The 14,032-nt window shown below is 63.6% G+C and carries 10 protein-coding genes; 7 read left to right on the top strand and 3 right to left on the bottom strand.

Annotated elements, in window-relative coordinates; genetic code table 11:
- Positions 1-4: 4 nt before the first annotated feature.
- The 3 genes from GTP41_RS22430 to GTP41_RS22420 form a co-directional block, all read right to left on the bottom strand.
- Positions 5-1,843, bottom strand: coding sequence for an Lnb N-terminal periplasmic domain-containing protein (locus GTP41_RS22430; protein WP_161027808.1), 1,839 nt, complete (start codon positions 1,841-1,843; stop codon positions 5-7).
- Between the two features lie 88 nt (positions 1,844-1,931).
- Positions 1,932-2,432, bottom strand: a complete 501-nt coding sequence (locus tag GTP41_RS22425; RefSeq protein ID WP_202419846.1) for a DUF3015 family protein — start codon at positions 2,430-2,432, stop codon at positions 1,932-1,934.
- 127 nt (positions 2,433-2,559) lie between these two features.
- The gene (locus GTP41_RS22420) at positions 2,560-3,207 is read right to left on the bottom strand and encodes an energy transducer TonB (RefSeq protein ID WP_161027807.1); all 648 of its coding nucleotides are present in this window, start codon (positions 3,205-3,207) and stop codon (positions 2,560-2,562) included.
- A 142-nt stretch (positions 3,208-3,349) separates the two neighbouring features.
- On the opposite strand from GTP41_RS22420, the gene GTP41_RS22415 reads away from it, so the two are divergent.
- The 7 genes from GTP41_RS22415 to GTP41_RS22385 all read left to right on the top strand — a co-directional run bounded on the left by GTP41_RS22415 (position 3,350) and on the right by GTP41_RS22385 (position 14,032).
- Positions 3,350-3,988: a response regulator gene (locus GTP41_RS22415; protein WP_161027806.1), complete on the top strand. Its 639-nt coding sequence runs from the start codon at positions 3,350-3,352 to the stop codon at positions 3,986-3,988.
- Positions 3,985-5,256 (top strand): ATP-binding protein, encoded by a 1,272-nt coding sequence (locus tag GTP41_RS27850; protein ID WP_161027805.1) that lies wholly within the window; start codon positions 3,985-3,987, stop codon positions 5,254-5,256. Before GTP41_RS22415 ends, GTP41_RS27850 begins: the two co-directional genes overlap by 4 nt.
- A gap of 80 nt (positions 5,257-5,336) precedes the next feature.
- Positions 5,337-7,223, top strand: a complete 1,887-nt coding sequence (locus GTP41_RS22405; protein ID WP_161027804.1) for an MFS transporter — start codon at positions 5,337-5,339, stop codon at positions 7,221-7,223.
- A gap of 108 nt (positions 7,224-7,331) precedes the next feature.
- Complete coding sequence (locus GTP41_RS22400) at positions 7,332-8,048, top strand: hypothetical protein (protein ID WP_161027803.1); 717 nt, start codon at positions 7,332-7,334, stop codon at positions 8,046-8,048.
- 187 nt (positions 8,049-8,235) lie between these two features.
- Positions 8,236-9,609 (top strand): reverse transcriptase family protein, encoded by a 1,374-nt coding sequence (locus GTP41_RS22395; protein WP_229503014.1) that lies wholly within the window; start codon positions 8,236-8,238, stop codon positions 9,607-9,609.
- A 93-nt stretch (positions 9,610-9,702) separates the two neighbouring features.
- Positions 9,703-10,884 (top strand): efflux RND transporter periplasmic adaptor subunit, encoded by a 1,182-nt coding sequence (locus GTP41_RS22390; RefSeq protein WP_202419849.1) that lies wholly within the window; start codon positions 9,703-9,705, stop codon positions 10,882-10,884.
- 16 nt (positions 10,885-10,900) lie between these two features.
- On the top strand, positions 10,901-14,032 hold the full coding sequence (locus GTP41_RS22385) for an efflux RND transporter permease subunit (protein WP_161027801.1): 3,132 nt from the start codon (positions 10,901-10,903) through the stop codon (positions 14,030-14,032).

The following is a 14,032-nucleotide window of genomic DNA, read 5'->3' as shown; positions in this document are numbered from 1 at the left end:
TTACTTACCAGTAGTGGCCGACACCGAAAACCAGGCGTTTTGCCGTTTCGCTTTCCCAGTGCAGACGCAGGTCGTAGGCGCTACCGAGGGCGTAGCGCGCTTCCAGCTCGGTGCGGCGGGTGCTGTTTGCCTGTGATCCGAGGTGGCGGCGCCATTCGTGGTTAACTCGCAGGCTGAAATCGCGTGTCTTACGGTACAACAGGCTGGCGCCGACCCGGGCGAAACCCCATTGGCCGTTGCCGGCGCCTGCCTGTAATGCGCCGCCGCCGTACGCGGTCGTCGTTATGCCGGCGGCACGAAATTCGTGACCCAGGCCTTTGTCGCCTTGGGCGCGCATCATGCGTTCTTCCCAGCCCACCCTGAAGCGCCAGCCGTCGCTGCGGTCGCCCGGCAGCCCGGTGACGGCGGTGTTCATGCTGTCGATTGCGAACAGGTCAAGGCGGCGCAACCGCGCATGACCGTGATCGACCGTCAGGTAGGTGTCGAACATGCTCAGTGCGCTGTTTTGCGGCTGGTTGCCGCTGCTGTCCATGGCGTCGTAGTAGGCGGGGCGGATGCGGATGGTGGCTTCGTTGCCGGCGCCTGGTTTGTGCGCCACGCCAAGCTGGACGTAGCTGGGCGGCCGGCCTTGGTCCGGGGGGACTGCAGTTGCCGGCGGCAGCACGACTTCTCCGGGCGGCAGGGTAAAGCGCTGCTTCAGCGCCGCCACGTAGCCGGCCGGCATTACGCTGCCAGTGCTGCCTTTGCTGCGCTCGCGGTGGAATTGGTAGTACTCCAGCAAGGTGTCGATGACGGCGTGCTGGCGTTCGATTGGCATTGCGCCCAGTTGCGGGCCGTCCACGGCTTGCGTTTGGGCGACAATGCCGGCGGCCAGGCCGCGCTCGGCGTCACTCAGGGCTGCATGGCGCCAGTACAGGCGGGATTGGCGCGAGGGGTGGTAAAGCACTTCGCTGACCAGCGGCTTGCCGGCATAGTCGGTGCGCGCCAGCTTTTGCAGCAGGGCTTGCGGCATGACCCAAGGGCGATTGCGCGGGATGATGTCGATGCCGTTCGCGATTTCCAGCAGTTCGGCCACGCGGTAGGCGCAGTTCAGACGCAGGAAGTAATAGGTGTACTTTTTCTGCGTGACTTCCCAGGCGTGGGCCACCACCAGGCGTAGCGCATGCTCCGGCAGGGCTAGCCGGTATTCCCACATGTCGCGTAATTCAGTTTCGCCGTAGGTCGCGTCGTGAAAATAGAATTCGATCGGGCTGAAGCCGCCGTCGTAACCGCCAGTCAGGCCCTTGACGATGTAACTGACCGGATTGTCCTGGTTGGCAAGCAGTGCGCCGTAATTGAGTGTGGAGTCGAGCAGGCTTGGCGTGGCGCTGGCTTTGCTGTGGTTGAACTTGAGGAAGGTGTGGCCGTAGTAAGAGGCCGGGTTCCCCAGGTAACCGTTGGCGAACACCAGGCTGACCGAATCGACGTGCGCCGGGCGTGCCCATTGCTGGAAGGCGGGGCAGTCGATCTCTGCCAGCTCGCTGGCATGCGCGGGCAGGCGCTGTGCCAGCCACAGGCGGCGCGCCGGGAAGCGGCACTTGGCATGCGTGTCGTTGTCGCCAGTTGCCGGCGCGCGCATGGCCTGGAGCGTGGCGTGAAGCTCGGCGCCGGGATCGGTCGCGCCATGCGCGGCGAGGAAAAATTCGGGGCTGTGGATGGCACTACGCAGGCCGCTGGGGCTGCCTGCATCGGCTTCATAAATAAGCAGACGCTGCCAGTCCTGGTTGAGGGCGAGATCTGGCAACTGGGCCATGGCCGGGGATGCGGCACCCAGGAGGAGGGCGGGAAACAGCTTGGAATTCATGCGGCGGTGCTAAAAAAAGAAAAAGCCCCGCCTGGGTGGGCGAGGCTGCTGCTGGCTGCACCCGCTGTGCGGGTGCGGCCGGCAAGCATTAGGCGGCTGCGGAGCAGGTCGCGGTCGCTTTTTCGATGGCGTTGAACATCTGGCCAGCTTGTTGCAGTTGTGGCTGAGCGGAGAAGCCTGGGGCGGTCACGACGGAACCGACCGCAGCGCGCACTTGCACCATGGTCTGCTGGCGTTGTGGCGCCGCGCAGTTGAACATTTCCAGTGCGGCTACGGCGTGCTCGCCCTGGCCACGGGCGAACTGTTCAGCCAGCTGCTGCTGGTGGTCGCGAACGAACATGGCGGTCTTTACCTTCTTGCCGGAGCAAGTTTGCGGGCTCATGGTCGCCGAGGTCACGGCGGTAGTGCCGATGTCCCAGATCACGTTGGAGCTAACTGCTGCCCAGTGGGTGTCCGGGAACAACGCTGCGCCAATGCCGCAATCGGTGAATGGGTTCGGGCCTTCACCTGGGTTGTCGCCTGCGAACGCGGACATGCTCAGGGTGGTGGCGAAAGCGGCGATGGCCAGTTGCGCGATAGTTTTCTTCATAAATTTCTCTGTATTCAATTTTAGTTTTAGTTTCGCAACAATGTTGCGAATTAGTATTATTACATACTCAATTACATATTTGCCAAAAAAGTAAGGTTTCTTGTTGGAAATTTGCCGAAAGCTTGGCTTAGTCCAAGGTCCAGACGTATTGCATGCGGAACCAGGATTCATAAGCCACGCCGTCCACCGTGCCGGGGGTGAAGCGGCACAGGGAGAGGCCGTTCACGGCGGCGCGGTCCAGGTCGCGTGAGCCGCTGGAGCGTTCCACCTTGGCGCTCGCTACCTTGCCATCCGTGCCTACCAGGAAGGCCAGCGCCACGGTGCCGGATTCTTCGTTGCGCAAGGCGGCGGCGGGGTAGGCGGGTTTGGCGCAATTCTTGGCGTCGATGACCGGCGCGACCCGTACCGGCGCGCGCTGCGCTACTTCCACTTTGCCGCCTGGGAGCGGCTCGCCCTCACCTGGCCCGACGGAGCGCGCGCCTTCGACCACCTCGTCCTTGCGTTTTGCGGTGACGGTTGGCTGCGTCGTCGTGGTTTCGATGATCGGGGGCGGCACGATGATCGGCGGCTCCTTGAATTTCGGTTCATGCTTCGGCTCCGCCTTGGGCTTTGGCGGCTGCGGTTTTTCCGGCACCGGCGTCACGATGAGGCCGGGCGGGGCGGCTGGTGCGAAGGTGATCGTGGAGTTCTTCACCGCGATGAAGACCGCCAACAGGTGCGCGGCCGTGACGAAGGCGATGCCCGTGTAGTTCTTGCGTGGGGTTTCGAAGTTCATGGAAGGCTTCCTTTCTTCTGGTTGGAATATTGGATTGCTAGGTGTTGGAAGCATATTCTTCCATCAAATAGAAATTGGCAAGCAATTTTTATTGCGATGCCTATGCGTGTTATCCTTCCATCTCCTAGAAACGGAACATTCCATGGATAAGATCAAAGTATTGCTGGCAGACGACCACCCGGTTGTGATGGGGGGATTTGCGATGGCATTGGCTGGTTTCGGCATCGATGTGGTAGGCCAGGCTCGGACGCCGGCGGAGGCGGTGCAGGCTTACCAGGATCTGGCACCGGACGTTGCTATCCTCGATATGCGCTTCGGCGAGCAGATGACGGGGCTGGATGTGGCGCGCCAGATCCTGGCGGCCGACCCCAAGGCCCGCATCATTTTCCTGACCCAGTTCGACCAGGATGCGCTGGTGAAGGAGGCTTACCGCATCGGCGCGCGCGCGTTGGTCACCAAGGATTGCGACCCGGCCGAACTGGCGGGTGCTGTGCAGAAGGCGCGCTTGGGCGAGCTGTATTTCATGCCGGCGATTGCGGAGCGCCTGGCCAGCCTGTCGGTGCTGGGCGAGCAGTCGCCGCAGGCGCTGCTGGATGAACGTTCGCTGGACATCTTCCGCATGATGGCGGAGGGGTTGACCAATGCCGAGATCGCGGACCGGCTGGGCGTCTCCAGCAAGACCATCAGCAATTCCAGCCAGGCGATCAAGGACAAGCTGGGCGTTGAGCGCGCGGCGGATATCACGCGCCTGGCCGTGCGCCACGGCCTGCTGCAGGCGTGAAGGCCACCATTGGCGGGCTCGCCGCACGCGTGCGGCTTGGCACGCGCGGCCGCCTGCTTGCCATCACGCTGCTGCCCATGCTGGCGCTGTGCGCCACGCTGACCTGGTACCACTACCAGTCGCGCCAGGCGGAGGTGCAAGCGGAGCTGGCTGAACGCGGGCGCCTGTTGGCCGCCGCCCTGGTGGCGAGCAGCGAGATCAGCTTGATGTACGGCCAGTTCGATGAGCTGCGCGCCACCATCAACGGCATGCTGCAGACGGATAGCGCGATCCAGCGTGTGACCCTGCTCGATGCGGGCCGCAAGCCTTTGCTGGACGTGGTGGCGCGCGGTGACGCGCGGCCGGAGGCGCGTTATTACGAAGCTGCCGTGCATAAGCGCCTGCTGTACGTGACCGGCGGCGGCAACCGCAATGTCGGTAACATGGGCTATGTGCAGGTGCGCATGACGCCGACCGCCATGCTGCACAAGGCGCGCCAGCGTTTGCAGGTGGAACTGGCAGTGGCGCTGGTTGGCCTGCTGGCCTGCGTGGCCCTGGCGTGGCGGATGACGAGCGGCTTTGCCGATTCCCTGCAGGCTTCGATGGCGGCGGTGCGCGCGGCGGATGCGGAAAAGCGCCGGCTGCTGCACCGGGTCACGTCGGCGGTGGAGGATGAGCGCAAGGCAATCGCGCTGGAGATCCATGACGAGTTGAACGCTACCTTGATTGCGGTGCGGCTGGAGGCGCAGCAGGTCGCGGCGCTGGCAGCCGGCCTGGCGCCGCCGGAAACGGCAGCGCAGGTGCGTGATAAGGCGCAGGCCATCACCAAGCTGGCGCTCGGCTTGTATAACAGCGGGCGCTCTCTGGTGCGCCGCCTGCGGCCGGAAATGCTGGACATGCTTGGCCTGGAGGGCGCACTGGAGGAAATGGTGCGCCAGGTTGGCAGCAGCCATCCGGCCTGCCGCTTCACGCTGCGGATGGAGGGCGACATGGGTGCGGTCGCGGGCGATGCCGCCATTTCCGCCTACCGTATCGTGCAGGAAGCGCTGTCCAACGTCGTCAAGCATGCGCGCGCCAGCCGCGCCAGCGTGGCGGTGTCGCGCCGGGGCGACGCTTTGCACATCGATATTGCGGATGACGGCACCGGTTTTGACCCGGCGCGCACCGCCGCCGGGGTCGGCCTGGCGGGCATGCGCGAGCGGGTGCAGGCGCTGGGCGGCAGTTTCGCCATGGACGCCAGGTCCGGCACCCGTATTTTCATAGAATTGCCACTGCAAAGTATTAAATAACGATACTTTGGCAAGCCGGGTTGAGCGGCTGGAAAATGTCCTGTATGTTGTCAGCACTTTCACTATTCCTGTGCCGCAACATGAGCCATCCCAGCCAGTTCGACCTGCTGAAACAGCGCCGCTTCGCGCCCTTCTTCTGGACGCAATTCCTCGGCGCGTTCAACGATAACCTGTTCAAGACCGCCCTCGTGGTGGCCCTGGCCTTCGACGCCAAAAACTGGACCGACCTGGCGCCGTCGCTGGTGACCAACCTGGTGCCCGGCCTGTTCATCCTGCCGTACGTATTTTTCTCCGCCACCGCCGGCCAGATCGCGGAAAAGGTGGAAAAGGGCAGCCTGGCGCGCATCATCAAATGGCTGGAAATAGGCATCATGGGGGTGGCTGCCCTGGGCTGGTTCACGCACAACCTGTGGCTGCTGATGTTTGCCATCCTGGGCATGGGCACCCACTCGACCTTGTTTGGTCCGGTCAAATACGCTTACATGCCGCAGCACCTGAAGCCGGAAGAACTCACCGGCGGCAACGGCATCGTGGAGATGGGCACCTTCGTCGGCATTCTGCTGGGCCAGGTATTCGGTGCTGTCATCGTCGCCCAGCAACCGAATGGCGTGGCATGGCTGGCTGCGGCCACGCTGTTCTTTGCGGTGCTCGGCTTAATCACCGCGTATGGCATCCCGCTGACGCCAGCGCCGCAGCCGGCCCTGAAGATCAACTGGAACCCGTTCACGGAATCGATCCGCAACCTGCGCTTCTCGGCGGGCAACCGCAGCGTGTTCCTGTCGATGCTGGGCAACTCCTGGTTCTGGTTCTACGGCGCGATTGTGCTGGCCCAGTTCCCGGTCTACGCCAAGGATTACCTGAAGGGCGACGATAGCGTCTTCGTGCTGCTGCTGACCATGTTCTCGCTGGGGATCGGCGCCGGCTCGCTGCTGTGCGAAAAGCTCTCCGGCCGCAAGGTGGAAATCGGCCTGGTGCCGTTCGGCTCGATCGGTCTGACCGTGTTCGGCATCGACCTGTACCTGGCGAGCCAGGGCTACAGCGCGCCCGGCCAGGTGAATTTCGCGTCGATGGTGATGCAGCCGGGCGCCTGGCGCATCATCTTAGACGTGGTAATGATCGGCGTGTTCGGCGGCTTCTTCATCGTGCCGTTGTTCGCGATGATCCAGCTGCGCGCCGACCCGCAGCACCTGTCGCGCACCATCGCGGGCATGAACATCATGAACGCGCTGTTCATGGTGGTAGCGACCGGCGTGGCGATCCTGCTGCTGAAGCAAGGCTTCACCATCCCGGAACTGTTTCTGGCCACGGCCATCATGAACGGCCTGGTGGCGGTGTATATCTTCTCGCTGGTGCCGGAATTCCTGCTGCGCTTCCTGGCCTGGATCCTGATTCATACCGTGCATAAGGTGAAGACCGTGGATGCCGACCGCATTCCGGAAGAGGGCGGCGCGGTCCTGGTGTGCAACCACGTGAGCTATGTGGACGCGCTGGTGATCGTCGCGGCCAGCCCGCGCCCGATCCGCTTCGTGATGGATCACCGCATCTTCAAGACGCCGTTCATCGGCTGGATCTTCCGCACGGCCAAGGCGATCCCGATCGCGCCGGCCAAGGAAGACCCGTGGCTGATGGAGAAGGCTTTTGTCGATATCGCGCAGGCTTTGCACGAGGGTGAACTGGTGTGCATCTTCCCGGAAGGGAAGCTGACGCGCGATGGCGAAATGAGCGAATTCAAAGGCGGCATCAAGAAGATCGTGGAGCGCTCGCATGTGCCGGTGATCCCAATGGCGCTGCGCGGCCTGTGGGGCCATTTGCTGAGCCGCAGCCAGGACAACCTGCTGGAGCGCGCCTTCCGCAAGGGCTTCCGTTCGCAGCTGTCGCTGGCGGTGGGGCAGCCGGTGGCGCCGACGGATGTGAGCCCGGAACTGCTGCATAGCCAGGTGGCTGAACTGCGCGGTAACTGGAAGTAAAAAAGTGTAGTTCCCGACTACATACTTCTACATACAAAGGCGTCGTTCAGGCGCCTTTGGTCCTTTTTACAATTGGGTCTTTCGAAACTTTTGTGAAAAGGGCAAATAATGAAAACCATCCTGAAGACCGGCCTGTCCGTAGCTATCCTGTCGCTGCTGGCGGCATGCGGCGGCGGGAATGAGGACAACAAGCCGCAGCGTCTGAGCATGCTGGTCGATTTCGACAAGGGCGTTACCGGTTGGGCCGGCGGCACTGCCGACTACACGCCGGAGACGGCGCCGGTCAACGTCAAATTCGAAGCCAAGGCGCTGCCGGCACCCCTGACCGGCAAGGGTTACCTGATTGGCGGCACCAATCAAAGCGACGACCTGTTCGTGTTCGTGAAAAAGCAGTTCACCGGTATGGAAAAGAACGGCGTCTATAACGTTACCTTCTCGGTCAAGTTCGCCAGCAGCGTGCCTTCCGGCTGCTTCGGCGTGGGCGGAGCGCCGGGCGAGGCGGTGTGGGTTTATGCCGGCGCAACCGCCACCGAGCCGAAGGCGATCACCACCAATGACGGCTATATCCGCATGAATGTCGACCGTGGCAACCAGGGCGGCGGCGGCAAGGAAGGCGATATCCTCGGCAATATCGCCAACGGCCAGGCTTGCGGCGGCACCCCGGCGTTTGCCAGCAAGACCCTGAAGAGCGAGAAGCCGTTGAAAGTGACGGCCGATGCCAACGGTGCCGTGTGGCTGATGCTGGGCATCGATTCCGGCTTTGAAGCGTATTCGGAAATCATCCTGCAAAGCGTGGAGATGGACGCGGTTCCGGTCACTCTGTGATAGGCTAGCGCCGGGGCGGATCCTCCAAGCCGGCCTGTTCTTGCCTTGTGCATGGACAGCCTCTGCGGGGCTACCCCGCGGGATATTGAAGGTCCTGCTTTACGCCGCATGAGCGTCTTTGCGCTACCGCGCAACTCTGCTCACGCATCACGAGACTCGTTGAAGGACTTCCGCCCCATTCGCCAGCATGGATATCGATAAACTTGCCGTGCTGGCGCTGGCCGATACCATGCTTGCCAGCGACGGCAGCATGGCCGCGCTGGTGGCGGCCTGCCATCGTGTCTTCGCCGCCCCGCAGCCCTGGGCGCCCCGGATATGCGCGGCGCTCATCGAGCATACTGGCGAGAACTTCCATTACTTCAGCCGGCACGAGCTGGCCGACCGTCTTTGGCAACTGCTCGGCCGCGCAACATCCGATGCCGATGTCGATGTCGACGATTTTGTGGCCCTTGCCGCGCCGCCCTTCATCGCATTGCCGCCCGTGCGGCGCTATTGCATCGACCTGCCGCAACGGCCGCCGGCACCCGGCTGGCTGGCCGCGCTCGCGTTGCCGGAACTGGCAACGGTGGGCGACCTGGCGGCATGGCTCGGCGAGCCGGTAGCGGCGCTGGACTGGTTTGCCGACCAATGGCGGCTTGACGGGCCGGCGCAAACGCCGCTCCAGCATTACCACTATCGCTGGGTGCCGAAACGCAGCGGCGGTTGGCGGCTGATTGAAATTCCCAAGGAGCGGCTGCGCCGCCTGCAGCAAAGGATCCTGCGTCAGCTGCTGGACCGGGTGCCGCCGCATCCCGCTGCGCATGGGTTCCGGCGCGGGCATTCGTGCCTCACGCATGCAACGCTGCACGCCGGCCAGCGCGCCGTGATCCGTATGGACCTGAAGGACTTCTTCACCAGTGTCCAGCCAGCGCGCATTCATGCCTTGTTCGCAAAGCTAGGCTACCCGCCAAGCGTGGCCGGCACCTTGGCCCGCTTGTGCGTCAACCGTGCGCCGCACGGCGTCTTGCGCGACAGGCAGGGTGATGTGGCGCTGCCCTGGAGTGAACGCCAGGCGTTGAAGACGCCGCACTTGCCGCAGGGCGCGCCGAGTTCGCCGGCCCTGGCCAACCTGTGCGCCTACCGCCTCGACTTGCGGCTGGCGGCGCTGGCGCGAACGCTGGGCGCGTCCTACAGTCGCTATGCCGACGACCTGGCGTTTTCCGGCGGCGAGGAGTTTGCGCGCGCCGCCGCACGCTTGCATATCCAGGTCGCCGCCATCGCGCTGGAAGAGGGCTTCCGGGTCAACACCCGGAAAACCCGCCTGATGCGCGCAGGCGCCAGGCAGCAGGTGACCGGTGTGGTGGTTAATGCGCATCCGAACCTTGCGCGCGACGAGTACGACAGGCTAAAGGCAATGCTGACCAACTGCGTGCGCCACGGGCCGGCGACGCAGAACCGCGCCGGTCACGCGGATTTCCGCGCCCACCTGGCCGGGAAAATCTCCCACGTGCGCATGCTCAACCCGCAGCGGGCGGGGCGCCTTCAGGCAGTGTTTGACGCGATTCGCTGGGATCTTCATTAATGTAACGGTATGTTGCTGACTCGGCAGTCAGATTTCGGGTTGTGTTAGAATGATCGTTCATTCTAGTTCTTCTCGGAAAAAAAGATGAAAAACATGCAAAAGAATTTCGTACTGCTGGGGGCCGCTGCTGCGGCAGTGGCAGTACTCGCCGGTTGCGGCGGCAAACAAGGCGGTCCAGCGCAAGGCGCGGGCGGCCAACAAGCGCCGGAAGTGGCGGTCTACACCGTGGCGCCGCAGGCGCTGGCCATGAGCACCGAGCTGCCGGGCCGCACCGCCGCCTTCCAGGTGGCCGAAGTGCGCCCGCAAGTCAGTGGCCTGGTGCAGAAACGGCTGTTTACCGAAGGCTCCGACGTCAAGGCGGGTGCCCAGCTGTACCAGATCGACGCGGCCACTTACCAGGCGGCGTTCAATTCGGCCAAGGCCAGCCTGGCAAAGGCCAAGGCCAACCTGGCGGCAGCCGCGCCAAAGGTGGCGCGCTATAAGGAACTGGTGGCGATCGAAGGCGTGAGCCGCCAGGATTACGACGATGCCGTTGCCGCCTACGAGCAAGCCAAGGCCGAAGTGGAAGCGGCGCAAGCCGCCGTGGACTCGGCACGCATCAATGTGGATTACACCAAGGTGGCGGCGCCGATTTCGGGCCGCATCAGCCGCTCCAATGTGACGCCGGGTGCGCTGGTGACTGCCGGCCAGGCGACTGCACTGACCACCGTACAGCAGCTGGACCCGATCTATGTCGACGTGACCCAGTCCAGCGAAGAGCTGCTGCGCCTCAAGCGCGAGATGGACAGCGGTTCGATCAAGAAGGCCAACGGCCAGGCCAAAGTCACCTTGCTGCTGTCGGACGGCACCAAGTACGCGCTGCCGGGCAAGCTGCAGTTCTCCGATGTAAGCGTTGACCCGGGCACCGGCAACGTGACCCTGCGCGCGCTGTTCCCGAATCCGAAGCATGATCTGCTGCCGGGCATGTTCGTGCGCGCCGTGCTGGAAACCGGTGTCAGCGAGCAGGCGATCGCCGTGCCGCAAATGGGAGTGACCCGCAACCCGAAAGGCGAGGCGACGGCGCTGGTGCTGAACAAGGAAGGCAAGGTGGAACAGCGCGTGCTGCAAACCGGCGGCACCATCGGCGACAAATGGCTGGTCAAGTCCGGCCTGGAAGCCGGCGACCGCGTGATCGTGGAAGGCCTGCAAAAGGTCAAGCCGGGTGCTCCGGCTGTCGTGGCGAAATCCACCCCGGCCAGCGGCGGCGACGCCCAGCGCCAGGCTGCAGCACGTTAAGCAGGGAGGCTGAACCATGTCCCGCTTCTTTATCAACCGGCCCATTTTCGCCTGGGTACTCGCCATCGTCGTGATGCTGGCGGGTGTCATGGCGATCAAAGGGCTGCCAATTTCGCAGTATCCAAGCATTGCGCCGCCGTCGATCTCGATCACCGGCTCCTATCCGGGCGCCTCGGCCAAGACGGTGGAAGACGCCGTCACCCAGATCATCGAACAGAAGATGAAGGGTATCGACGGTTTGCGCTATATGTCGTCCAGCAGCGATTCCTCGGGCGGCATCAACATTACGCTGACCTTCAACAGCGGCACCAACCCGGACATCGCCCAGGTGCAGGTGCAGAACAAGCTGCAGCTGGCGACGCCGCTGCTGCCTAGCGCTGTCACCCAGCAAGGCCTGGTGGTGTCGAAAGCCACCCGCAACTTCCTGATGGTGCTGGGCTTCGTCTCCGAAGACGGCAAGATGAAGCAGTCCGACCTGGGCGACTATGTGGCCGCCAATGTGATCGACCCGTTGAGCCGCGTGCAAGGCGTGGGCGATGTGATGCTGTTTGGCTCCCAGTATGCGATGCGCATTTGGCTCGACCCGCAGAAGCTGCAAGGCTTCCAGCTGACGCCAGCCGACGTGACGGCCGCGATCCAGGCGCAGAATGCCGAAGTATCCGCCGGTGAACTGGGCGGCGCGCCAGCCGTGCCGGACCAGCAATTGAACGCCACCGTGACGGCGCAAAGCCGCTTGCAAACGCCGGAGCAGTTCGGCGCCATCCTGCTGAAGACCACCGCCAGCGGCGCCACCGTGCACCTGCGCGATGTGGCGCGTATTGAACTGGGCAACGAGAACTACAACACTGTGGCGCGCTACAACGGCGCACCAGCGGTGGGCGTGGCGATCAAGCTGGCCACCGGCGCCAACGCGCTCGACACCGCCGAGGCGGTGAAGAAGAAAATTGAAGTCATGGGCAAGCAGTTCCCGCAAGGGATGAAGGCCGTGGTGGCATTCGACACCACGCCTTTCGTCAAGCTGTCTATTGAAGAAGTGGTGAAGACCCTGATCGAAGCGGTGGTCCTGGTGTTCGTCGTGATGTACCTGTTCCTGCAGAATTTCCGCGCCACCCTGATCCCGACCATGGCCGTGCCGGTCGTGCTGCTGGGTACTTTTGCCGTGCTGTTCTCGCTGGGCTACTCGATCAATACACTGACCATGTTCGCCATGGTGCTGGCGATCGGCCTGCTGGTGGACGATGCCATTGTGGTGGTGGAGAACGTGGAGCGTGTGATGACGGAGGAGGGCTTGTCGCCGAAAGAGGCGACGCTCAAATCCATGGGCCAGATCTCGGGCGCGCTGGTGGGTATTGCCCTGGTGCTGTCCGCCGTGTTCGTGCCGATGGCCTTCTTCGGCGGCTCCACCGGCGTGATTTACCGCCAGTTCTCGGTCACCATCGTGTCCGCCATGGCGCTGTCGGTGCTGGTGGCAATGGTGTTCACGCCAGCCTTGTGCGCCACCTTCCTGAAGCCGGGCTCGCATGTGTCGGAGAAGGGCTTCTTCGGCTGGTTCAACCGCAGCTTCGACCGCAGCAGCACCAAGTACCAGGGCTGGGTCGGCAAGATGATCACGCGCAGCGGCCGCTCGCTGGTGGTGTACGGCGCCTTGCTGGCCGTGCTGGCGGTGTCCTTCATGCGCCTGCCGACTTCCTTCCTGCCGGAAGAAGACCAGGGCATCCTGTTCTCCATGGTGCAGTTGCCGACCGGCGCCACCCAGCAGCGTACGCTGAAGGTGCTGGAAAAGCTGGAGCACCACTTCATGGAAAATGAAAAAGCATCGGTGGCATCCGTGTTCACCGTGGCGGGCTTCTCGTTTGCCGGTAACGGCCAGAACGCCGGCCTGGCCTTCGTGCGCCTGAAAGACTGGTCCGAGCGCCAGAGCCCGGAGCAGAAGGTGAAAGCGATTGCTGGCCGCGCCATGGGCGCTTTCTCGCAGATCCGCGAAGCGATGGTATTCGCCTTTGCGCCGCCAGCCGTGATGGAGCTGGGGAATGCCAGCGGTTTCGACCTGCAACTGCAGGACCAGGGCGGCCTTGGCCACGAAGCGCTGATGGGCGCCCGCAACCAGCTGCTCGGCATGGCTGCCAAGAACCCGCTGCTGATGGCAGTGCGTCCGAACGGCCAGGAAGATACGCCGCAGTTCAAGCTGGACATCGACCAGCAGAAAGCCACCGCGCTCGGCCTGACCGTGGCCGACGTCAACAAGGTGCTGAGCGTGGGCTGGGGCTCGGCCTACGTGAATGACTTCGTCGACCGCGGCCGCGTCAAGCGCGTCTACCTGCAAGGCACGCCGGAATCGCGCATGGCGCCGGAAGACCTGAACAAGTGGTCGGTGCGCAATGCGCACGGCGAGATGGTGCCGTTCTCCGCCTTCGCCACTGGCCGCTGGATTTACGCCTCGCCGCGCCTGGAACGCTATAACGGCGTGCCGTCGGTGAACGTGCAGGGCATGCCGGCGCCGGGCGTGAGCTCGGGTGTCGCCATGGCCGAAATGGAAAAACTGGTGGCCCAGCTGCCAGCCGGTATCGGCTACGAGTGGACCGGCCTGTCGGTGGAAGAGCGCGACTCCGGCTCGCAGACCACGGTGCTGTACGCGATCTCGATCCTGATCGTGTTCCTGTGCCTGGCCGCACTGTACGAAAGCTGGTCGGTGCCGTTCTCGGTGCTGCTGGTGGTACCGCTCGGTATTATCGGCACGGTGCTGGCGACCTGGGGCTTCCACCTGGCGAACGACGTGTACTTCCAGGTTGGTTTGCTGACCGTGGTCGGCCTGTCGGCCAAGAATGCGATCCTGATTGTGGAATTCGCCAAGGAACTGACGGAGCAGGGCATCGAGCTGCGTGAAGCCACGCTGCAGGCGGTGAAGCTGCGCCTGCGCCCGATCCTGATGACATCCATCGCCTTCGGCCTCGGCGTGCTGCCGCTGGCGCTGGCGAGCGGCGCCGGTTCCGGCAGCCAGAACGCCATTGGCGTGGGCGTGTTGGGCGGCATGCTGACCGCGACTTTCCTCGGCATCTTCTTCGTGCCGGTGTTCTTCGTGCTGGTGCGCGCATGGGTGGCCCGCAAGGGCACGGCCGCCGCGCCAGCCGCTATCGCCAAGGAGGCATGA

It is taken from the genome of Pseudoduganella guangdongensis (assembly GCF_009857475.1).
Lineage (GTDB): Bacteria > Pseudomonadota > Gammaproteobacteria > Burkholderiales > Burkholderiaceae_D > Rugamonas > Rugamonas guangdongensis.
This window is presented reverse-complemented; position numbering and strand designations above follow the sequence as displayed.

Excerpts from the sequence above, each read along its gene's own strand:
- GTP41_RS22405 (WP_161027804.1), top strand. The coding sequence starts at position 5,337 with ATGAGCCATCCCAGCCAGTTCGACCTGCTGAAACAGCGCCGCTTCGCG.
- GTP41_RS22425 (WP_202419846.1), bottom strand. The coding sequence starts at position 2,432 with ATGAAGAAAACTATCGCGCAACTGGCCATCGCCGCTTTCGCCACCACC.
- GTP41_RS22415 (WP_161027806.1), top strand. The coding sequence starts at position 3,350 with ATGGATAAGATCAAAGTATTGCTGGCAGACGACCACCCGGTTGTGATG.
- GTP41_RS22400 (WP_161027803.1), top strand. The coding sequence starts at position 7,332 with ATGAAAACCATCCTGAAGACCGGCCTGTCCGTAGCTATCCTGTCGCTG.
- GTP41_RS22420 (WP_161027807.1), bottom strand. The coding sequence starts at position 3,207 with ATGAACTTCGAAACCCCACGCAAGAACTACACGGGCATCGCCTTCGTC.
- GTP41_RS22390 (WP_202419849.1), top strand. The coding sequence starts at position 9,703 with ATGCAAAAGAATTTCGTACTGCTGGGGGCCGCTGCTGCGGCAGTGGCA.
- GTP41_RS22395 (WP_229503014.1), top strand. The coding sequence starts at position 8,236 with ATGGATATCGATAAACTTGCCGTGCTGGCGCTGGCCGATACCATGCTT.
- GTP41_RS22385 (WP_161027801.1), top strand. The coding sequence starts at position 10,901 with ATGTCCCGCTTCTTTATCAACCGGCCCATTTTCGCCTGGGTACTCGCC.
- GTP41_RS22430 (WP_161027808.1), bottom strand. The coding sequence starts at position 1,843 with ATGAATTCCAAGCTGTTTCCCGCCCTCCTCCTGGGTGCCGCATCCCCG.